The 21,475-nt window shown below is 64.2% G+C and carries 21 protein-coding genes; 2 read left to right on the top strand and 19 right to left on the bottom strand.

Annotated elements, in window-relative coordinates:
* Positions 1-2: 2 nt before the first annotated feature.
* The 17 genes from UP10_RS40305 to UP10_RS40225 all read right to left on the bottom strand — a co-directional run bounded on the left by UP10_RS40305 (position 3) and on the right by UP10_RS40225 (position 15,713).
* Positions 3-1,058, bottom strand: a complete 1,056-nt coding sequence (locus UP10_RS40305; RefSeq protein WP_044592702.1) for a YeeE/YedE family protein — start codon at positions 1,056-1,058, stop codon at positions 3-5.
* Positions 1,059-1,075: 17 nt separating this feature from the next.
* Entirely contained in the window at positions 1,076-2,086 is a 1,011-nt protein-coding gene (locus UP10_RS40300; protein ID WP_044592716.1) for a quinone oxidoreductase family protein, read from the bottom strand.
* Between the two features lie 152 nt (positions 2,087-2,238).
* Positions 2,239-3,669, bottom strand: a complete 1,431-nt coding sequence (gene iaaH, locus UP10_RS40295) for an indoleacetamide hydrolase (protein WP_044592701.1) — start codon at positions 3,667-3,669, stop codon at positions 2,239-2,241.
* 35 nt (positions 3,670-3,704) lie between these two features.
* A complete protein-coding gene (gene paaK / locus UP10_RS40290; protein ID WP_044592700.1) occupies positions 3,705-5,036 on the bottom strand; it encodes a phenylacetate--CoA ligase PaaK in 1,332 nt (443 codons plus the stop codon).
* Between the two features lie 19 nt (positions 5,037-5,055).
* The gene (gene paaI / locus UP10_RS40285; RefSeq protein ID WP_044592699.1) at positions 5,056-5,526 is read right to left on the bottom strand and encodes a hydroxyphenylacetyl-CoA thioesterase PaaI; all 471 of its coding nucleotides are present in this window, start codon (positions 5,524-5,526) and stop codon (positions 5,056-5,058) included.
* 167 nt (positions 5,527-5,693) lie between these two features.
* Positions 5,694-6,770 carry a 1,2-phenylacetyl-CoA epoxidase subunit PaaE gene (paaE, locus tag UP10_RS40280; RefSeq protein ID WP_044592698.1) on the bottom strand — a complete coding sequence of 359 codons (1,077 nt, stop codon included), beginning with the start codon at positions 6,768-6,770 and terminating at the stop codon, positions 5,694-5,696.
* Between the two features lie 2 nt (positions 6,771-6,772).
* A complete protein-coding gene (paaD, locus tag UP10_RS40275) occupies positions 6,773-7,276 on the bottom strand; it encodes a 1,2-phenylacetyl-CoA epoxidase subunit PaaD (protein WP_044592697.1) in 504 nt (167 codons plus the stop codon).
* Positions 7,270-8,046 (bottom strand): 1,2-phenylacetyl-CoA epoxidase subunit PaaC, encoded by a 777-nt coding sequence (gene paaC / locus UP10_RS40270; RefSeq protein ID WP_044592715.1) that lies wholly within the window; start codon positions 8,044-8,046, stop codon positions 7,270-7,272. The genes paaD and paaC overlap by 7 nt, the downstream gene beginning before the upstream one ends.
* A 150-nt stretch (positions 8,047-8,196) precedes the next feature.
* A complete protein-coding gene (gene paaB / locus UP10_RS40265) occupies positions 8,197-8,484 on the bottom strand; it encodes a 1,2-phenylacetyl-CoA epoxidase subunit PaaB (RefSeq protein WP_044538683.1) in 288 nt (95 codons plus the stop codon).
* A 12-nt stretch (positions 8,485-8,496) separates the two neighbouring features.
* The gene (gene paaA / locus UP10_RS40260; RefSeq protein ID WP_044592696.1) at positions 8,497-9,489 is read right to left on the bottom strand and encodes a 1,2-phenylacetyl-CoA epoxidase subunit PaaA; all 993 of its coding nucleotides are present in this window, start codon (positions 9,487-9,489) and stop codon (positions 8,497-8,499) included.
* 75 nt (positions 9,490-9,564) lie between these two features.
* Complete coding sequence (gene paaX, locus UP10_RS40255) at positions 9,565-10,434, bottom strand: phenylacetic acid degradation operon negative regulatory protein PaaX (RefSeq protein ID WP_044592695.1); 870 nt, start codon at positions 10,432-10,434, stop codon at positions 9,565-9,567.
* 84 nt (positions 10,435-10,518) lie between these two features.
* Positions 10,519-11,289, bottom strand: coding sequence for an esterase/lipase family protein (locus UP10_RS40250; RefSeq protein ID WP_044592694.1), 771 nt, complete (start codon positions 11,287-11,289; stop codon positions 10,519-10,521).
* Between the two features lie 201 nt (positions 11,290-11,490).
* Entirely contained in the window at positions 11,491-12,774 is a 1,284-nt protein-coding gene (locus tag UP10_RS40245; protein WP_044592693.1) for a DUF445 domain-containing protein, read from the bottom strand.
* Positions 12,775-12,996: 222 nt separating this feature from the next.
* Positions 12,997-13,473: a phasin gene (locus UP10_RS40240; RefSeq protein ID WP_044592692.1), complete on the bottom strand. Its 477-nt coding sequence runs from the start codon at positions 13,471-13,473 to the stop codon at positions 12,997-12,999.
* A gap of 187 nt (positions 13,474-13,660) precedes the next feature.
* Complete coding sequence (locus UP10_RS40235; RefSeq protein WP_044538690.1) at positions 13,661-14,254, bottom strand: GNAT family N-acetyltransferase; 594 nt, start codon at positions 14,252-14,254, stop codon at positions 13,661-13,663.
* On the bottom strand, positions 14,251-15,333 hold the full coding sequence (locus tag UP10_RS40230; RefSeq protein WP_044592691.1) for a PHA/PHB synthase family protein: 1,083 nt from the start codon (positions 15,331-15,333) through the stop codon (positions 14,251-14,253). The genes UP10_RS40235 and UP10_RS40230 overlap by 4 nt, the downstream gene beginning before the upstream one ends.
* Entirely contained in the window at positions 15,330-15,713 is a 384-nt protein-coding gene (locus tag UP10_RS40225; RefSeq protein ID WP_044592690.1) for a hypothetical protein, read from the bottom strand. Before UP10_RS40225 ends, UP10_RS40230 begins: the two co-directional genes overlap by 4 nt.
* A gap of 171 nt (positions 15,714-15,884) precedes the next feature.
* On the opposite strand from UP10_RS40225, the gene UP10_RS40220 reads away from it, so the two are divergent.
* Positions 15,885-16,811, top strand: a complete 927-nt coding sequence (locus UP10_RS40220) for an alpha/beta fold hydrolase (RefSeq protein WP_156180737.1) — start codon at positions 15,885-15,887, stop codon at positions 16,809-16,811.
* Positions 16,812-16,914: 103 nt separating this feature from the next.
* The gene (locus UP10_RS40215; RefSeq protein ID WP_044592689.1) at positions 16,915-17,382 is read left to right on the top strand and encodes a nuclear transport factor 2 family protein; all 468 of its coding nucleotides are present in this window, start codon (positions 16,915-16,917) and stop codon (positions 17,380-17,382) included.
* A 145-nt stretch (positions 17,383-17,527) separates the two neighbouring features.
* On the opposite strand, the gene UP10_RS40210 is transcribed toward UP10_RS40215, so the two are convergent.
* Positions 17,528-18,202, bottom strand: coding sequence for a polyamine aminopropyltransferase (locus UP10_RS40210; protein ID WP_044592688.1), 675 nt, complete (start codon positions 18,200-18,202; stop codon positions 17,528-17,530).
* 29 nt (positions 18,203-18,231) lie between these two features.
* Entirely contained in the window at positions 18,232-21,465 is a 3,234-nt protein-coding gene (locus UP10_RS40205; RefSeq protein ID WP_044592687.1) for a bifunctional cytochrome P450/NADPH--P450 reductase, read from the bottom strand.
* Positions 21,466-21,475: the final 10 nt, after the last annotated feature.

Below are 21,475 nucleotides of genomic sequence, written 5' to 3'. Positions count from 1 at the left end.
TTTCAGGTTGTCGCGAGCGGCCGAACCCGGAGCGCGCCGCGCAGTCCGGCGGCGGCGCCCAGCATGATGCCGGCGACCGCGACGAACGATGCCAGCGACAGCGTCGACAGGCCGGTCAGCCCCTGGCCGATCGAGCAGCCGAATGCCATCACACCGCCCGTGCCCATCAGCGCGGCGCCACCGGCCGAACGCAGCATGTGCCACGGCGACTGATAGCCCTCGAGGCGGAAGCGCCCGGTAGCGAGTGCCGTGACCAGGCTGCCGGCGAACACGCCGAACACCGTGACGATGCCGAAGTTGAGGGTCGAGCCGGTCGACAGCATCACATATTGCAGCGAGTCCGCGATCGGCGCGACGAAGGTCAGCGAGGTCACCGGCGTCGGGTTGAAATCATCGGCGCCGAGAAAGCCAGTCGCATACCAGCCGGCGGCCACAAGGAGGCCGACGATCAGGCCGGCCAACATCTGGCCAAACGATTTCCGGAACGGCGCATGCGCAAACGCAAAGATGATCAGCGCAGCAGCGAGCACCGACGCCGCAGCCATCCGCGCGTGCGCGGCACTGAGGCCGAGGGCCGCAAGCAGCGCCGGCGCTGAATTGGTCGTCAGGGTCACTTGCGACACCTGCACCATCGCGATCCGCGCCGGCGCGATCAGTCCCTTTAGCGTCATCTCGGCAAAGATGCCGAGCACGATCACGACCACAAACGAACGGAGATTGCCGCGCCCGAGCAGCACCAGCGCGCGCGAGCCGCAACCGTTCGACAGCACCATGCCGTAACCGAACAGCAGGCCGCCGAGGAACATCACCGGCGCCGAGAACGATGGCTGCAAATAGATCGACTTGCCGAGATCGACGAGCCCGGCGGCTGCAAGGAGCTGCGAGGCCGCAATCCCGACACCCATCGCCAATGCAAAGGTGCGCACCAGCCGGCGATCACCCTGCGCCCACCAGCCGCGCAGGCTGCTCATCATGCAGAAGCCGCTGAGCAACCCGACCGAGCCATAGATCAGGCCGATGACCAGGGCGGAGAGGATGACTGTCGTGGCGGAGTTCATGTGGCTGCCTTCGCTTCCTAAGGCCGCAGGATCACGCGATCGCGGGACGAGCCGGCCACCGCGACGAAGGCTGCCTTGGCCTGCTCCAGCGGATAGACCGCGCTTGGCTTGATCGGAAACGGCTTCAGATGCCCGCTGGCAAACCCCGGCACAAGTACGCGCAGCACCGCACCGGTCGCAACCGACGACAGCCCGAGCGTGTCGATGCCAACATAGGTGTGCTGTCCCCGATAGAATTCGAGGATGTTGAACTGCACGATGCGGTCGACCGCCGCGATCAGGATCTGGCGGCCGCGCAGCGCCAGCGACTTGTGCGCGGCCTGGAAATAGGGATCACCGACGGTGTTGAAGACGATATCGGCGCCCCTGCCGCCGGTCAGCTCGCGCACCCGGGTGGCGACATCGGTTACAGAGGCATCGATCACCTCGACCGGTGAATTGCTGTGGCCCTCATAGGGCTCGCTCTTGCGCGCCACGCCGATCACGCGCGCGCCGTGCCAGCTCGCGATCTGCACCGCTGATTGCCCGACCTTGCCGTTGACGCCCATCACCAGCAGGGTCTCGCCGTTTTGCGGCAACCCCGCGCGGCGCAGGCCTTCCATCGCGGTGACGAAGGGCACGCCGATCCCCGCCGCCTCCTCCCACGAGATGCTGCCGGGCTTCTCGACCACGGCGTCGGCCTCGACCACGAGATGCGTGGCATGGGTGCCGTCGCGGCGGATGCCGAGGTCGCCGGACGAGCCGAACACCTCGCGCCCGGTCCAGCCCGGCGGGCCGTCGAGCACGACACCCGCATAGTCACGCCCCGACGTGCGCGGAAACACGGCATAGGGCATCAGCCCGGTCGCGGCTTTCACATCGGACGGATTGACCGCGGCGGCCTTGACCTCGATCAAGAGGTCATTGTCGCCGCGCGACAGCGTGTGCGTCTCGACAACGGGCGACACCGCTGCCGCATTCTCCGCCTTCGTCACCAGGCGCACGCAGCGCGCTTCGACCTGATAACGATTGGAGAGAGCCGACGGCATGGGCATTCCAGTTCTGGCGTGACGCCACGCCCACAGGGATCATTGCCGCCAGGCGGCTTGGCGTCATGACTAATCGACTGACCGTTCAATTCAAGGGGCTTGTTGCGTCAAACCGCGGCGCGACAGACTTGCCGCACCGCGATGATGACGGGTCACAAGTTCGGCGGAGGAGCCGAGCCCAGGATCGTCTCGATCGACAGTCCGAGCCCGAGCAACCGGGTATCGCTTCCAACTGGACCATCGATCTCGAGCCCGACCGGCAATCCACCCGGCGTCATGCCGGCATAGAGCGACAGGCCGGGAAGGCCGGCATTGCTGGCGGGATCGGTGTTGCGGATCATGGTGCCGAAGGTTTGCGCCGGCTCGCCGCCATTGACCGACATATCGCCGGACCCGTTGGTGGCATCGATCACTGGTGCTGGGGCAATGGTGGTCGGAAACAGGATCGCATCCAGACCGTTGTCGCGGAGATACGCGGCGTAGATCGCCTGCAGCGCCGGCCGCTGCACCCGCATCGCGTCGTCATAGGCCGCACCGAAGGCATCAGCGGTAATGGCTCCGAACGCGCCGACCACATCGGGGCTGGCGACCTTTGCGGCGATGTCGGCAAGCGTGATGCCCGCGAGCCCGGACGCTTCGAGATAGGCTGGGATATCGGCGATCGGTTCATGCAGCGCGACCACGAACGAGACCTTCTCGTTCTGCGCGAACAAACCGGGCATGTCGACGTCAACCAGCACTGCGCCGGCCTCGCTCAGCCGGGCGCAGGCCGCGCGGCAGACGGCCTCGATATCGCGATCCAATCCGCGCCAGAAGATCGCGGGGATGCCGAGGCGCTTGCCACGCAACGGAATGGCCGTGGCCTGCTGCGTGCCCGTGATCACGGCATCGAGCAATGCGACATCCGCCACGGTCCGACCCATCGGACCGACAGTATCGCGGGTATGGCTGATCGGAACCACCTGATTGTCGTCGTGATAGCGCCGCTCGGCGCCGCCGTTGCCGACCGACGGCCGCAGGCCGACGGTCCCGGTCAGCGCCGCGGGCACGCGGGTCGAGCCGCCGGTGTCAGATCCGAGGCCACAGGTGGCGATGCGCGCGGCGATCGCCGCCGACGTTCCGCCCGACGACCCGCCGGGAATCCGGGTCGTGTCGTACGGGTTTTTCACCGTCCCAGCGAACGGCGCAAAATTGGTGCTGGTGATGCCGAATGCGAGTTCGTGAAGATTGGTCTTGCCGATGACGACAGCGCCGGCATCGAGCAATTTCTGCAGCGACGGCGCATTCCGCGCCGGTCGCGCATGCTGCAACGCCGGCGTGCCGCCCGAGGTCGGGAGATCGGCGGTGTTGATGTTGTCCTTGACGACAACAGGCAGGCCGGCGAGCGCACCGGTCCGCGCACCCGCATCGACCTGGCGCGCCGCTGCGAGCGCGCCGTCCCGGTTCAGCAGGATGAATGCGTTGAGATCCTTGAGCCGTTCGGCGCGATCGAGCGCGGCCTGCACGACGCTGACCGCCGACACCTTCTTGTCGCGGATCGAAGCCACGATCTCCGCGGCCGTCACGTCACTGGAATTTGCCATCGAACCCTGCGCCCTCTTGGATTGCGGGCGCGAAGCTAGGCTTTCGGCCGCTTGTCGTAAACCCGTTTCGCCTTGCCGAGTGAACGTTCCAGCGTTTCGGGGGCGACGGCGCGGACGCGGGCGGTGATACCGATCGTGTTCTTGATGAAGACCGAGACCTTTTCAGCGTGGGCGACGAGCCCGCTGCCGTCCCAGATCTCAGGGCGGGCTTCGGCGAGCACGGTCATCTCGTCCATTCGGCCGTCGCGGGTCAGCTCGATGATGAAGTGGCCGCCGCACCAGTCGGTCGCGAGCAACGCCTCCTCGATCTGGGTCGGGAACACGTTGACGCCGCGCAGGATGATCATGTCATCGGAGCGGCCGGTCACCTTTTCCATCCGCCGCATGCCGGGCCGCGCCGTGCCCGGCAACAGCCGCGTCAGGTCGCGGGTGCGGTAGCGGATGATCGGAAAACCTTCCTTGGTCAACGAGGTGAAGACCAGCTCGCCCTTTTCGCCATCCGGCAGCACCTTGCCGGTCTCGGGGTCGATCACTTCAGGGTAGAAGTGGTCCTCCCAAATATGCAGGCCGTCCTTGGTCTCCACGCATTCCTGCGCGACGCCGGGGCCCATCACCTCGGAGAGGCCGTAGATGTCGGTGGCGTCCATATCAAAGGCATGCTCGATCTCGACACGCATCGCGTTGGTCCAGGGCTCGGCGCCGAAGATGCCGAACTTCAGCGACGATTTGCGCGGATCGAGCCCCTGCTTCTTGAACTCGTCGAGGATCGCCAGCATGTAGCTCGGCGTCACCGTGATGATGTCCGGCCGGAAGTCGTTGATCAGCTGCACCTGCCGCTCGGTCATGCCGCCGGAGATCGGCACCACGGTGCAGCCGAGCCGCTCGGCGCCGTAATGCGCGCCGAGACCGCCGGTGAACAGGCCATAGCCGTAGGCATTGTGCATCAGCATCCCGGTGCGGCCGCCGGCCGCGCGGATCGAGCGCGCCATCACATCCGACCAGACGTCGATGTCGCCCTTGGTGTAGCCGACCACGATCGGCTTGCCCGTGGTGCCCGACGAGCCATGGATCCGGACCAGTTTTTCGCGCGGCACCGCGAACATGTTGAAAGGATAGTTGTCGCGGAGATCCGTCTTCACCGTGAACGGGAATTTGGCGAGGTCCGAGAGCTGCCTGAAATCGGACGGATGCACGCCGGCCGCGTCGAACGCCTTCTTGTAATGCGTGACATTATCGTAGGCATGCTTGAGCGAGCAGGCCAGCCGCCTGGCTTGCAACGCCATGATCTCGTCGCGCGAGGCGCGTTCGGCGTCGTCGAGCTCGGCGCGGTAACCGCCCTCCTTGACCTTCAGCTTTGCCGTCGCCATCACATATCCCCCGAGGTCGTTATCTCTTGTTGTCGGTCTCTGGCAGCCAGGTGCTCGCTATCACGCGCGAATGGCCGCGGAATTCGGCGATCACACTATCGCAAGCCGTGACGCGGACGTCGTAGATGCCGGAGCGGCCGCTGCGCGAGATCTCGCGCGCGGTGGCGACCAGACGGTCACCGAGCTTGCCCGGACGAATGAAGGTGATGTTGCCTTGGGCTGCCACCGCGCGCTCATTGTGGCTGTTGCAGGCAAAGGCGAAAGCGGAATCGGCCAGCGTGAAGATGAATCCGCCGTGACAGATGCGCTGGCCGTTGACCATGTGCGGCTGCACGATCATCGCCATCACAGCCAGCCCCGGCTTGATCTCAACGAGCTCCATGCCGAGGCCCTTGCTGGCATCGTCCTCTTTCCACATCGCTTCCGCGCAAGCGCGGGCCAGATCTTCCCGCGTCATGTCTTCGGGCGATAGCGTGGCCTTGACGTTCACGTCGAACTCCCTGTCAGCGGACCCGTTGCAAGGGCCTCTTCGTCTCATCTTGGGCGCAGCAACAAAGTTGTCAACGCTACCAACTTCCGTCATTCCGGGGCTCGCGAAGCGAGAACCCGGAATCTCGAGATTCCGGGTTCGTCCTTCGGACGCCCCGGAATGACAAACTACACGTGATCGTAATCGACCACGACCTTCTCAGAACACGGCTTGGCCTGGCAGGTGAGAATGAATCCCGCCTTCAGCTCCCACGGCTCCAGCGAATAATTCAGATCCATCTTCGCATCGCCCTCGACCAGCTTGGCGCGGCAGGTGGAGCACATGCCGCCCTTGCAGGCGAACGGAAGGTCCATGCCGGCGCGCAGCGCGGCGTCGAGGATTGATTCACCGTCGGCCACCGGCACCTCGCGGCGTTTGCCGTCGATGACCAAAGAGGCGATCGCCTTGGGCGGCGCGCCCGCTGCGACCACCGTCTTCGGCCGCGGCTTGCCGCCGAATTCCGAGACGAAGCGCTCGACATGGATGCGCTCGTCGGCGATGCCGATCTCGCGGCAGGTTGCCTCGATCGTCTCGCTCATCCCGGTCGGACCGCAAATGAAGACGTGATCGACGCTTGCGGCCGGCACCAGCGAGCGCAACAGCACCCGCACCTTGTCGCCGTCGAGCCGGCCTTGCAGGATCGGAATGTCCTGTTCCTCGCCCGAGATGACGTGGAATACCGAGAGCCGCTGCATGAAGCGATCCTTCAGTTCCTCGAACGCCTCGCGGAACAGCATGCTCTCGGTCGAGCGGTTGCCATAGAACAGGAAGAAGCGGCTGTCAGGCTCGCGCGCCAGCACGCCCTTGACGATCGATAGGATCGGCGTGATGCCGCTGCCGGCGGCAAAGCCGACATAGACGCGCGCCTGATCCGGTGCGTGCGTAATCCCAAAGCGGCCGGTCGGCGTCATCACGTCGAGTTCGTCGCCGGCCTTCAATTCGTCCGCCGCCCAGCCCGAAAACGCGCCACCATCGACCTTCTTCACCGCGATGCGCAGTTCGCCGTCATCAGGACCCGAGCAGATCGAATAGGAACGGCGGATCTCCTCGCCGTCCATGGTGGTGCGCAGCGTCAAATACTGACCGGGCGTGAAGCTGTAATCGCCTTGCAAATCCCTGGGGATCGCGAAGGTCATGGAGACCGCATCCGACGCCTCGCGGCGCAGATCGTTGACGGCCAGACGGTGAAAGCGCGGAGTTGACATGGTCAATGACACTTGAAGTAGTCGAAGGGTTCGCGGCAGCTCTTGCAACGCCACAGCGCCTTGCAGGAGGTCGAGCCGAATTCGGACAGAAGTTCAGTATCACCAGAGCTGCATTGCGGGCACATCACCTGCTGCTCGCCGAACAGCGCGCGGCGGGACGAGCCCGGCAGCGGCGGCGCGATGCCGTAATCCCTCAATTTGCGGCGGCCGTCCTCGCTCATCCAGTCCGTGGTCCAGGCCGGCGACAGCACGGTCCGCACCTTGGGCTGATGAATGCCTTCGCGTTCCAGCGCGAGCTCGATCTCCAGCGCGATCATGTTCATCGCGGGGCAGCCGGAATAGGTCGGCGTGATCGCGACCTCGACATGGCCATCGTGGACGGCGACATCGCGCAGCACGCCGAGATCGGCGATCGTCAGCACCGGGATCTCAGGATCGACCACTTGCGCAGCCGCGCTCCAGGCGCGTCGGCGCAGGTCGGCATCGCTGATCGCAGCCGTTACCATGTTGCCCCCGGAAAGGTCCGCGGCAGCGACTGCAGCTCGCTGAGGAGATGGCCGAGATGCTCGCTGTGCCGGCCGCTACGGCCGCCCTGCTGCATCCAATTGCTTTTCGGCAGCGACAGCGTCGCCTCATTGACCACGCCAGTCACCGTCTTCGACCAGCGTGGCTGCAGCGCCGCCGGGTCGATCGCGATGCCTGCATCGATCAGGCCGCGCTCGCTGTCGTCGACCGCAAACATCTCGCCGGTATAGGCCCAGAGATCATCGATCGCATCCTGCGCGCGGCGATGGCTCTCCTCGGTGCCGTCGCCGAGCCGGACGATCCATTCCGACGAATGCCTCAAATGATACGCCGTCTCCTTCTCCGACTTCGCCGCGATCGCGGCGAGCGTCGGATCCGATGACCCCAACATTGCGCGCCAGTAGAGATCGGCAAACGCCGCGTAGAAGAACTGCCGCACCAAGGTGCGGGCGAAGTCGCCGTTCGGCTGCTCCAGCAGCAGGAGATTGCGGTACTGGCGGACGTCGCGCAGATAAGCGAACTTGTCCTCGTCATTGTCCTTGCCTTCGACCTTGGCGGCATAGCTGTAAAGCTCGCGGGCCTGGCCGAGCAAATCGAGGCCCATATTGGCGAGCGCCATGTCCTCTTCCATCGCGGGCGCATGGCCGCACCATTCGGAGAGCCGATGGCCGAGGATCAGCGCATCGTCGGCGCGACGCAGCGCGTAGAGCACCAGCGGCGTTTCGGCGACTTTGATGTTGGCAGCGGTCATTTTCATAAAACCTGTTTGCTCAGGCGTCATTGCGAGGAGCGAAGCGACGAAGCAATCCACACTTGCTTTGCGGCCCGATGGATTGCTTCGCGGAGCCTGTCATCGGGCGGGCATTCGCCCGACCCGTTGGCTCGCAATGACGGAGAAAACTCACATATGTCCGACTTCGTCCGGCACATCGTAGAACGTCGGGTGACGATAGATCTTCGACTCCGACGGCTCGAACATCATGCCCTTCTCGGACGGATCGGACGCGGTGATCGCATTCGAGGGCACCACCCAGATCGACAGGCCTTCGCCGCGGCGGGTGTAGATATCGCGTGCGGCCTGCAACGCGAGCGTCGCATCAGTCGCGTGCAGCGAGCCGACATGCTTGTGCGCGAGCCCGTTGCGGCTGCGGATGAAGACTTCCCAGAGCGGGGTGTTCGGCGTGGCCATCTCAGTGCTCCCCTATTCGGCGGCTTGCGCGAGCTTGCGGTTCTCGCGCTTCTCGGCATAGGCCATCGCGGCCTCGCGCACCCAGGCGCCCTCGTCATGCGCCTTGCGGCGTGCGGTGAGACGGTCGCGGTTGCAGGGGCCGTTGCCGGCAAGCACCTGGTTGAACTCTTCCCAGTCGATCGGGCTGTATTCCCAGTTGCCGTTCTCGTTCTGCTTCATGCCGGGATCCGGGATGGTCAGTCCGAGATATTGCGCCTGCGGCACGGTGGCATCGACGAATTTCTGGCGCAACTCGTCGTTGGAGAAGCGCTTGATCTTCCACTTGGTCGAGGTGTCGCTGTGCTGGCTCGCCTTGTCGGGCGGGCCGAACATCATCAGCACCGGCCACCACCAGCGCTCCAGCGCATTCTGCGCCATCGCCTTCTGCTCTTCGGTGCCGCGGCACAGCGTCACGATGATCTCAAAGCCCTGGCGCTGGTGGAACGACTCTTCCTTGCAGACGCGGATCATCGCGCGCGCATAGGGACCGTAGGAACAGCGGCACAACGGGATCTGGTTCATGATCGCCGCCCCATCGACCAGCCAGCCGACCGTGCCGATGTCGGCCCAGGTCAACGTCGGATAATTGAAGATAGAGGAATATTTCGCCTTGCCCGAGAGCATCAGGTCGACGAGCTCTTCGCGCGAGGTGCCGAGCGTCTCGGCGGCGGCGTAGAGATAGAGCCCGTGGCCGCATTCATCCTGCACTTTTGCCAGCAGCGCAGCCTTGCGGCGCAGGCTGGGCGCGCGGGTGATCCAGTTGCCTTCCGGCAGCATGCCGACGATTTCGGAATGGGCGTGCTGGGAAATCTGCCGGGTCAGCGTCTTGCGATAGGCTGACGGCATCCAGTCGTTCGCCTCGATGCGCTCGTCGTCGTCGATGCGCGCCTGGAATTGCGCGGCTCGGGCAGCATCCTCAATTCCGCGATCATCGCCGTCGGATGAATTGAGCGCCTGCGTATACATGGCCGACCTCCCGGTGTGTTATTGCAATCAACATATAACACTATTTTCTAAATGCAAGGAGTTTCTGTAACATATTCACACGCCCTCAAAGCGGCGCGAAACGGCGCCGTTGGGCTTCGGCAGCGGGCCGTCCTCGTTGGTTGCGTGGTCGTCAAGCCATTGTTCTGACGGCGAAAGCAGCCCGCGATAAATCTCACCGCAGAGCTCCCGCGCCGCCCTGCCCGGCCAGTCCTTCGGCAACAGCTGATACGGCAGCAGCGGATCGCGCAGCACGACGCGGCGGTAGTGGTGGATCAGCAGGATGCGCGCGGTGAAGGCATCGGCATCGCTGAGCGCCTCGCCGCGGGCGATCCATCCGCGCAGCGGCTCGAACGTCTTGATGAATTTCAGATAGGCATCCGCGGTGCGATCGAGCGGCCAGCTTTCGCTGAGCAATCGCCGCCCGCTATCGTCTTCCGCGGAGACTTCGAGACGGATCGCGCGCGCCGCCTCATCGGGGATCGGCGCGCCTGACGGCGCGACCCAGACGCCGGGCAACGGACTGCCGAAGCCGGCGTTCTTCAGCGCCTCGCGCGAGGCGTCGCGCTCCTCGGCATTGCCGATCAGCAACAGCTCGAAGCGACCGGTCCAGTCCGACGGCGGCGGATCGTAGATGTGCTGCGTCGCGGTATCGAAGGTCTGCCGGCCCTTCTTGATCAGCCGATAGAAGCTGTTGCGGCCGACCTTGCTGCGCTCGAGCCAGCCATCGGCGGCGAGTCGCGACATCGCGGTGCGCACCACATTGCCGTCGATGTCGAGCGACTGGAAGAATTCCAGCAGCGTGCCGAGCCACACCGAGCCGCCGCGCGGCACGATGGCGTCACCGAACACGGTGATGATGATCGAGCCCGTGCGCGACGGCTCACGCTTCAACTGGTCGATGATGCGGGCAAGCGGCTGCGGCATGCTCCACGCATACCGCGTTTTGTCGATTCACGACAATGCGGGCTCCTCTCCCTCGCCCCGCTCTTGCGGGGAGAGGGCCGCAGATCAGCGGTTCGGATCCGGATAGACCATGCTGCGCCAGCCGCCGCGATCGAACGGGGCCCATTCGCCTTCCTTCTGCGCGAGGCGATCGGCGACCGCGTAGACGGCGGCCGGATGATGGCCCATGCCGCAATGGCTGCTCTCGACCTCGATGCTCTCGGTCGTGGCGGATGTCTGCTCCCGGCAGCCCTGCCAGGCGCAGATGCCGTCGGTGCGGCTGAACACCGCGGTGGTCGGCACCGGCGGCGCGCCAGCGAGCGAACCGCCGAAACGGGCATCGTCTTCGTCGGCGCGGCGGCCGCTGGCCATCTCGTAGACGCGCCAGGCATTGGTCGCCTTCGGACCCGCTGCAAACGGGCTGCCGAGCGTGATCACCTGGCGCACGCGCTCCGGCATCATCTTGGCGAGCTGGCGCGCATACAGGCCGCCGAGGCTCCAGCCGACCAGCGAGACCCTGCGGCCGCTCGTCTCGTTCATCTCCTGCAGCAGATCGACCATCGCGTTCTGCACGCCATCACGAAGCCCGAGATTGCGGCCCTGGCGCCAGCCGCTGACGGCGTAGCCCTTGCTGTTGAGAAAGCTGCGCAGCGGACGGGTCGACGTGTCGGACGCAACGAGCCCGGGCAGCACCAGCACCGGATGGCCGTCGCCGCGTGGAGCAAGGCTCAATAGCGGCAATGCGCCGAGGAAGGCACCGAGTTCGTGAATGGCGCGGCCTTCCAGAAACATCAGCGTCCTGGACGGCGGGCGTAGCGTCTGCGCAGCAACGGACATTTCAACTCCTCTTCCGGCGTTGCCCTGAGGTCCCGGCAGCCGGCAATGGTCAACAGGATAGGTCAAAGGGATTGACGCAAATCCGGCGAAATCGTTCCGCAACGCAACAATCTGTCGTGAAAAGCTAGGGAACCGATCACTTTCTTGCAAGCGCCCTACGTCACATCCGCCACAACTAAAAGCGCTTCCGTGCCTAATCGGTCACAGCAGCCGCAGCACATATTCCAGCGTGTAAAGTGCAAGCCCGGCAAGCCCGCCGATCAGCGAGCCGTTGAAGCGGATGTACTGCAAATCCTTGCCGACATTGACCTCGATCAACGCGATCAATTGCTCCATGTCCCAGCTCTTCATCTGGTCGGCGATGAAGGTCGAGACGCCACTTTTTTGCTCGGCGACGACCGTGCGCAGAATCGCGGCCAGCCCCTGGTTGATCTCACCGCGCAGCTCGGCGTCGCCGGCCAGCGCCTCGCCGGCCTCGGTGAACATTCTTGCGAGTTGATGCTGCAACACCTGCGACTCGCCCGAGGCGCTGCGCTCGATGAAGTCCTTGACGTTGGCCCAGATGGTGCGCCCGAGATTGCCGAGCTCCGGCCGCGCCATCAGGTCGCGCTTGAGACCCTCGATACGATCGGCGAACGCCTGGTCGCTGCCGAGCCGGTCGACAAATGACAGCAGCATGCGATCGAATTCGCCGCGGAACGGATGCTTCGGGTCATCACGCACTTCCTCGAAGAACTTCGTGGCCGAGGCGATGATCCGGTTCACCACGAACTTGTCCGCGCGGTAGAGCCTAAGCAGCGTCGGCATCTCGGCGCGAACCTTGTCGCGGATCAGCGCCATCGTCTCCTGCTGCGTCAGCGTCTGATGCATCACACGCAGGATGTCGTCGAGCAGGCCCGCATGCTTGCCCTCCTGCACGAAGCCGCGCAGTGCGCCGGCCGCAAGCGGCGCCAGATCGACCGAGAGGATCTGCGTCGTGATGCGGCGGCTGATGAACTGCATCAGGCCCGACGATTCGGTCGCCGATAACGCCTCGGGCAGCATCCGCAACACGAAGCGCGCCAGATCCTCGGCCCGCTTGCGGTCGCGCAGCCAGTCGGCGATGAAGCTGCCGAAATCGATCTCGCGCAGCTTGGCGTCGACCGGCCCGCTGTCGAGGAAATTCGTCTCGATGAATTCGCCGAGCTTCTCGGCGATGCGCTGCTGGTTGCTCTGGATGATGGCGGTGTGCGGGATCGGCAGTCCCAGCGGCCGCTTGAACAGGGCGACGACGGCATACCAGTCGGCGAGCCCGCCGATCGTCGCGGCCTCCGCGAACGCCGCGATGAAGCCGAAGGCGGGATGCATCGGCAGCAGCGCCTTGGAGGCGATGAAGATGACGAAGGTCGCCGCCAGCACGCCCGTCGCCAGCCACTTCACGCGCCGCAGCTCGGCCGCGCGTTCAACGTCGACGGGAGTTGCACTGAGGGCGGCGGGAAGGGTCATGGGACTTTTCGTAGGGACAAATGCATTAAGCCGGAGCGCACCGCCCCCATTATCGTCATTCCGGAGCGTGCGAAGCACGAATCCGGAATCTCGAGATTCCGGATCGCCGCTTCGCGTCGTCCGGAATGACGGAGGATACGGCGACGATCTATGGCGCGGCGCCCAAAAAAGAAGGCCCGCGAAACGGCGGGCCTTCGAATTGGTCAGTTGGTCGGATCGCGATCAGGCGGTCTTGGTGTAGACCTTGGCGAAATTGTCCTGCGCGGTCTTGGCACCGTCGGTGACGAGCTTGCCGAGATACTCGGTGGTCGCCTTCGCCCGCGAGACGAACAGTTCGCCACGCGCACGGACCATTTCCGACTGGATCTGGGCGGCTTCGCTCAGCGACTTCGCCGAAGCAAGCTTGTCGATGCCGGAGAAGAACGCTTCCGCGTCCTGGAAAATCGCCTGCTGGATGTTACGGCTGATCTTGGCGGCCTCGGTCACCGAACCGGCAACGGCGGATTCGATCGCGGCGGTCACCTTCTCGGAGCCGGCATACGCATCGGCAGCGCGGGTCTTGGCGGTCTCGGCCTGCTTCTTCACGAACTCACGGGCGGCTTCCGGAACTTCCAGGTTCTGGAGCTTGGTGAACGCCTCGGTGACGGGCGCGAAGGCATCCTTGACGGTGTTCAGCACGGAATTGGTTTCGGTGGTCATTGGGGTCTCTCTCCATCCTCAGGTTTGAGCTATGGGCTCACCCCGTCCGGATTGGCCCGGGGCAAGAGTGTTGTGACACAGTTAATGGTGCATCGCAATATCAATGGTGCATCGCGATATCACGAACGCGTGAGTAGTGTAAATATCCGGCAGATTGCCTGCGGAACCGGCGGCAAAAGGTGCCTAATTACTGCTGGACTGCCCCGGGAAGCCCATAGGCTTCCATCTGGGCCCGGACCTGCGCCACATTGTGCCCGAGCACGACGATGTCGTGGGTCTTGCCCTCGACGTCGCGGACGTGGTCGCGCAGCAGGGCCTCCGCCTTGAAGCCGAGGCTTTCGAACAGCGCGATCGCCGCCCGCTGGTCGACAGTCATCTGCACCGAGAATTTCTCCAGCCCGGCCCCCAGCGCAATGGCGAAGGTCTCCTGCGACAGCGCCCGGCCGACGCCCTGCCCGCGCACATCCAGCGACACCACCATCCTGATTTCGCCGACATGGGGCGACCAGGAATGCGGATCACGCACCACCGTGCCGCAGCCGACCACCTTGCCCTCCTTGATCGCCAGCAGGCTCGTGATGTCGCCACGGTCGATCTCGTTGACCCAGGCCGACAGCACCTTGGGCTGGCTGATGTTGCGCGGCAGGAACAGCAGATCATGCGTCGGCAGCTTTTGCGCGAAGGCGAGCACCGCGGCCTCGTCCGCACGCGTCATCAGATGGAATTCGATGTCGCCCGCCTCGGTCTTGACGTGGCGCGGATAGGAACGTTGTTCGGTCATGTCGATCTCTTGCTCAACCAGGTATCCAGTTTCGGCCACAGCCGCTTGATCGCGTTGGCGCCGGCAACCAGTGAGACGTGACCGCCTTTCAGCATCACCTCCTCCTTGTCCTCGGAGCCGATCTTGGTGATCAGGTGCTTTGCCGCGTCATACGGCACGATATGGTCGTGCTCGGCGACCGCATGCAGGATCGGCACCTTGATGTTGGCGAGCTTCGCCTCGCGGCCGCCGACTGTCATGGTGTCGTTGAAGAGCTTGTTGTCCCACATCAGGTTCTTGACGGTCTGACGGAAATATTCGCCCGCCAGCGGCAGCGTGTCCGTGCCCCAGCGATCCATCATCCGGTAACCTTTGACGTATTCGTCGTTCCAGATGTTGTCCCACAACTGCACCTGGCTGAATACGCGTGACGCCGGCCGCAGCATGTCGAACGACGTCATGATCATGTCGCCCGGCACGTTGCCAACGCTGTCCACCAGCCTGTCGACGTCGAAATATCGCCGGTCCGAGAAACTCTGAAACAGCTTCATCTCGCGGAAATCGATCGGCGTCGTGAAGCAGATCAGGTTCTTCATCGGCCCGTCGTTGAAGATCGAGGCGTAGAGCAGCGACAGCACGCCGCCGAAGCAATAGCCGATGACCGAGATGTCCGTTTCGCCGGAATCCTGCTGCACGCGGCGGACGCAGTCCGGGATGAAGTCGAGGACGTAATCCTCCATCGCCAGCGATTTTTCCTCGGGCTTCGGCGCGGTCCAGTCCAGCATATAGATGTCGTAGCCGCGCTTGAGCAGGAACTCGATGAAGCTCTGGCCGGGCACCAGGTCGAGAATGTAGCCGCGGTTGGTGGTCGCCATCACGATCAGGATCGGCACGCGATAGACTTCGCTTGCCATCGGCCGGTAGTGATAGAGGTTCATGGTGCCGCGCGAAATCAGCACATCCTTCGGCGTCGAGCCGAGCGACGGACCGGAGCTCGATATATACTCGACACCCTTGATGCTGCGCTGGATCGCGCGTTGCACCTCGGACTGCACGCGCTCCGCGATCGAGCCGACGTCAAATCCTGTGGGAGCGTTCATTTTCGCTCTCCCTCCGGCGGTGGCTGTTTGGTGCGCGGCGGACGCTGGGGCGTGCCATAGCCGCCCTCCGGCGCCAGCGAGTTGTGGTGCACCTGCTGCAGCAGCGCCTTGATCTCGCTGAGCTGGCCTTCGATCGACTGGATGCGCTCGGCCATGCCGACGAGCTGGGCGCGGCTCGGCAGGTTCATCGCCAGCAGATATTTCTCCATCAGCTCGCCAAGCTGCTTCTGCGCCCCCGCCGCGGCGCCGCTGGCCTGGTTCATCACGCGCGAAAATTCCGGCGATGCCATGAGCTGGTTGCCGAAGGAGTTGAACCCCTTCTCCATCTCGCCCATCATCGTCTGCCAGATCACGGCAGGGTCGTTGCCCTTGTCGGCCATTCGGCGTCCTCCACACCATCCCGAGCGCTTGCCGCGCTTCCGCTTGTTTGCGCCATACGACACCGTTCGCGTGGGGCGAGTCAACTGCACGGCGCGACCAGCGACACCGAAAGCCTTCTGCGCTGCGTCAAACCATGGCATAGAGGGTTTTGACCGCGATACCAGCAGGGGATGCCCGTGACCACGCTCGCCCATCAGCCGCCGCAAATCATCCACGCCAATGGCATCGACATTTGCTACGAGATATTTGGGGATGCGAACGCGGAACCGCTGTTGCTGATCATGGGCCTCGGCGCCCAGATGATTCACTGGGACGACGATTTCTGCCGCCAGCTCGCCGGGCGCGGCTTTCGCGTTGTCCGATTCGACAACCGGGACATCGGCAAGTCCTCCCATATGAGCGGCGGCAAGCGCCTAACCCCGCTCGAACTGCTCAAGCTGCGCTTCCTGAAGATCCCGGTCGCAGCGCCGTACAAACTGAGCGACATGGCACAGGATACGATCGGGCTGATGGATAAACTCGGCATCAAATCGGCGCATGTCGTCGGCGCGTCGATGGGTGGCATGATCGCGCAGGAGATCGCGATCACGTTCCCGGAACGGGTGCGGTCGCTGACCTCGATCATGTCGACAACCGGCAATCCCAAGGTGCCGCCGCCGACCCGCGAGGCGGCCGCGGTGCTGATGGCGCCACCGCCGGCGACCAAGGAGGAGTATTTCGCGCGCTACGCGCAGACCTGGAAGGTGTTGCGCAACGGCTCGTTCCCCGAGGACGAAGCGCTCGACCCCGCGCGCGCCAGACGCACCTATGAGCGTGGCCTCAATCCGCCCGGCGTCGGCCGCCAGCTCCGCGCCATTCTTGCCTCAGGTAGCCGCAAGGCACGTTTGCGCAGCGTCAAGGCGCCGACGCTGGTGATCCATGGCACCGTCGATCCGCTGGTCAATCCCGAGGGCGGCAAGGACACCGCGGCCTCGATCCCGGGCGCAAGACTCCTGATGATCGAGCGCATGGGACATGCATTGCCGATTCCTATGTGGCCCGAGATCATCGACGCGATCGACAAGCACGCGCATGGGGCGACGGCCAAGGCAGCGTAAGGTGAGTTTCTCCGGGGTAACCATGTAAGCCCGAGGTGCGCTCTTCCGCGCAAGACGCGAAGCCTGTAGAGAGCGCGCGATCAGTCACCGGGAGCTTTCAGAGATGAACACCATTTTCCGGCTGCGGGCCGCCGTCGCCGCCGCAATCTTTCTTGCGCTCGCTTCTCCGGTCGCGATGGCTGCGCCGAGCGAAGCCCAGCAAGAAGCCGACCGCAAGGCAGTGCTGGCCTTCTACGAGAAGGGGCTGAACCAGAAGGATGCCGACGCGGCGCTTGCCTATGTCGGCGACCGCTATGTGCAGCACAATCCGGGTGCCCCCGACGGTCCTGACGGCTTCCGCAAGTTCATTGCCTTCCTGCGCGAGAAATTCCCGAACTCGCACAGCGAGATCAAGCGCTCGTTCGTGGATGGCGACTACGTCATCCTTCACGTCCATGCGGTGCGCGAGCCCGGCACCCGCGGCAACGCGATCGTCGACATCTTCAAGCTGGAGAACGGCAAGATCGTCGAGCATTGGGACGTGGTGCAACCGATCCCGGAGAACCCGGCGAACAACAACACGATGTTTTAGCCGCGGACCAGATCAGGCCGATGGGTCGGGTCCCCTCGTCATTCCGGGGCTCGCGAAGCGAGAGCCCGGAATCCATCGCGCCGCCGATGCAGAGGATGAATGGATTCCGGGCTCGTGCTTCGCACGCCCCGGAATGACGAAGAAGTTATTGCTTCGTCGCGATCCAGATCACGTGCCGCGCGCCGCCACCTTTTCCGGTGGCACGGACCGCAACTTCGTTGACCTCGAATCCCGCCTGACGAAGCGACTTCGGAAATTTTGCATTCGGCCCGGACGACCAGACGGCGAACACGCCGCCGCGCCGCAACGCGGTGTGTGCGGTTTTGAGCCCGGCAACATCGTACAACGCGTCATTGGCCTTGCGGGTCAGTCCTTCGGGACCGTTATCGACATCCAGGAGGATCGCATCGAAGGTGAGCGGATGCCGCGCGATCAGCTTCGCAACATCCACCTCCTGGATGCTCACGCGCGGGTCGCTCAGGCTGTTACCGAATATCTCCGCCATCGGGCCGCGCGCCCAGGCGACGACCGCCGGTACCAGTTCGGCCACCACGATTTGCGCTTCGCTCCCGAGCACGGCGAGCGCAGCCCGCAGCGTAAAGCCCATGCCGAGGCCGCCGATGAGAAAATGCGGCTTCTTGATTTTTTCGATCTGCTTCGCAGCAAGCGTCGCCAGCGCAGCTTCCGAGCCAGACAGGCGGCTGTTCATCAACTCGTTGGTGCCGAGCATGATCGAAAATTCGCGGCCCCTCCGCATCAGACGTAATTCATCGTCAGTGCCGGGAATCCCCGCTGTGTCGATTTTTTCCCATGGAATCATGCGATGACGTTTAGCATGACCACCCTAGCTTACCCACCTGCCCAGACGTCGAGCACGTATCGATTCTTCGCACCCATCTCCTCGATCCAGCGCGCGGCGGCGTCAGCATCGACACCGGAACGTTCGCGATAAATCGACATCAGCGTCGCTTTGACGTCGGGTTCCATCTTCCCGCCATCGCCGCAGACATAGATGATCGCACCCTGCTGGATCAGCTCCCAGACCCGATCCTTCTCCGTGGCGACGAGATGCTGCACATAGGTCTTCGGCCCGTCGGCACGCGAGAACGCGGTGTGCAGCTCCGTGACACCGTCGGCCGCGAACGCCTTCAACTCGTCGGCGTAGATGAAATCCTGCTCCGAATGGCGGCAGCCGAAGAACAGCATCGCGGGTCCCAGGGTTGCGCCCTGCGCCCTGCGGGCCGCGCGCTCCTGCAGGAAGCCGCGGAACGGCGCCAGTCCTGTCCCCGGCCCGATCATGATGATCGGCACGGCGTTGTCGTCGGGCAGGCGGAAGCCGGCCTTGGTTTCCTTCACGGTGGCGTGGACGGTATCGCCGGCGCGACGGCGCGCCAGATAGTTCGAGCAGACGCCCTTATAGGTGCCGCGGCCCGAGCTTGCGGGTGCCTCGACCACGCCGACGGTGACGCTGCAGCGCTGCGCCTCGCCCGCCGGTGACGACGAGATCGAGTAATAGCGCGGCGCGAGCAGCGATAGCATCTCGAGGTACAGGTGGAACGGCAGCTCGCAGGCCGGATATTCCTCGAGCAGATCGAACACCGATTTGCGCTTGGCCAGCACCTCGGCCCGGTAGCGCTCGGCAGAGGCATCGTCGTCGCCGATATAGGCCATCAGTTTCGGCTTGGTCACCGGGCAGCGGGTCTGCTCGGCCATGATCTGGATCTGCTTGCGGGTCGCGACCTGCTGGAGATCGACGAATTCGGTCAGCAGCCGCCCGACCGACACTGCGTTGCGGACCGGCAATTGCGCGCGGCGGCCCTCCGAGACCTGCAAACGGATCTGATCGGCCGGCAGGAAGCCGAAGCGGCGTGCAACGGAATCGACCAGCGTCGGGTCGTTGCGCGGCACCACGCTGAGGTGATCGCCAACGCGATATCTCAGGTTCGCCGGCAGCTCGACCTCGATATGCCGGGTCGACCTATCAGATGGATGGGCACCCGTCTTGGTCTGCAGCTCGTTGTTGATCAGCACCTTCATCGGCACCGCGCCGCCTTGCGTCACGATGGTATTGACCGCACCTTGCGCCACCGGCTCGATCGCGTAGAGCGGCTCATCCTCGGCGGTGCGGGTGAAATTCCAATCAATGCCGAATTCTTTGGTTGCAACCTTCGCGGCCTCCGGGAACCATTTCTGGAACTGGCCGTCGAGATCGCTGCGCGCATCGCCTTCGCCGCGCGGATAGACGGCGTGCGCGCCATGCGCGATGAGCTGCTCGTCGATGAAGCGCGGCACGGATTGATAGGTCGCCGCCCAATCGCTGTTGCCGCAGCCGAACACCGCGTAGCGCACCTTGGCAAAGGCATCCTTCGGCAGGTCGTCGCCGAGCCATTTGACGAACTGCGTGGCACTGTCGGGCGGTGCGCCATTGTAGGAGGCGCAGATGATCAGGACGCCGCCCTCCTCCGGCAGCTTGCCGACATAGTCGTCGAGCGGGCCGAGCCGTGTGGCAAAACCATTGATCTCGGAGAGATCGGCCATGCGCGTCGCCAGCTCCTCGGCCGAACCGAGGTTGGAGCCGTACAACACCAGCATCGGCGTGTTGTGGCCTGGACGTGCGATCGGCGCACGCGGCGCCGTTGGCGCAGCGGTAACGGCACCCGCGCTTCCGGCAAATGCGCCGCGGTCCCTGTCGTCGCGCGGCCGTACCTTGATCTTGAAGCCGTCGGGCTTGACCGTCAGCGTCTCCTTCAGCTGCATCTGGTAGCGGTGGATGTCCATCAGCCTGAAGCGTTGCAGGATCATCCCGATCGCCAGCGCCGACTCATGCATCGCAAATCCGCGGCCGATGCAGGCGCGTTGGCCGTTGCCGAACGGCTTCCAGGCATTGATCGGGCGTTTTGCTTCAGCCTCGCGGCTGAAATTCTCCGGATCGAACACGTCGGGATTCGGACCCCAGACCGAGGGGTCGCGGTGCAGCGCCATCACCAGAATGGTGATAAAGGTGTTCTTCCGGAGCTTGTATTTGCCGCCGATGGTTTCGTCGGCCAGCGGCGCGATGCCGTAGGCCGGCGCCGGCGGCCACAGCCGCAGCGCCTCCTTCAGGCATTGCGTGATGTAAGTGAGTTGCGTCACCTGCTGATAGGTCGGCCTCGCATCGACGTCGGAGCCAAGGACGCGATCGACCTCCTCATAGGCCTTCTTCAGGATCTCCGGGTGCTTCAGCAGCGCATAGATCGTGCATGACAACAGGCCGGACGTGGTCTCGTGGCCGGCAATCAGGAAGGTGTTGATCTGGTAGCGGATGTTGACGTCGTCGAGTTGCTCACCCGTAGAGCGGTCGACGCCGGTCATCATTGCCGCCAGCATATCCTTCTTGTCGGAGGTCGCGTCGGTGTTGCCGCGCCGCTCGGCGATGATCTCGTCGACCATCCCGTTCATGAAGCCGACGTCTTCGGTGAGCGTCTTGCGCCGCTTCTGCATCCACAGCCCTTCGAGCGGCAGGCCGCGGGTCATCATGATGGTCTCAAGCGAGCGCACCAGCGATTCCACGAAGGGGTGGTAATCCCTGCGATAGAACGAATTGAAGCGGTAGTCGAAGCCGCAAAGGCCGATCGTATCGAGCGTCAACGCCGTCATGTCGTGGACGACGTCGATCTCCTCGTCGGCGTTCAGCCGCTGCCATTTCTGGACCAGCTGCTCGGCGATATCGACCATGCTCGGGTGGTAGGACTGCATGGCGCGGTTGCCGAACGGCTGCATCAATATGTTGTGCGCCTTGCTCCAGTTCGGCTCTTTGGTGTCGGCGGTGAACAGGCCGTCGCCACCGACCGCGCGCACCCGGCGCAGCGAGCCGCGCACCGCCTTGTCGAAGCGCTTCTCGTCGGAGAGTTCCTCCACGAGATCATGGCCGGAGACGATGACGATCGGCGCGCCCATCATGTCGAGCCAGAAGATCGGCCCGAGCTCCTTCGAGAGCCGCACCAGATCCTGCACGGGTGCGGTCGAATCCAGCGACAGCATGTTGCCGACCACCGGCTTCGTCGGCGGCTGCGGGATCGGACTCAGTCTGTTGCCGGATGCCATTGTGGAAGTG

Source organism: Bradyrhizobium sp. LTSPM299 (assembly GCF_000938235.1).
Classification (GTDB): domain Bacteria; phylum Pseudomonadota; class Alphaproteobacteria; order Rhizobiales; family Xanthobacteraceae; genus Bradyrhizobium.
Note: the sequence above shows the minus strand (reverse complement) of the source record. Positions and strands in the feature narration are given on the sequence as shown.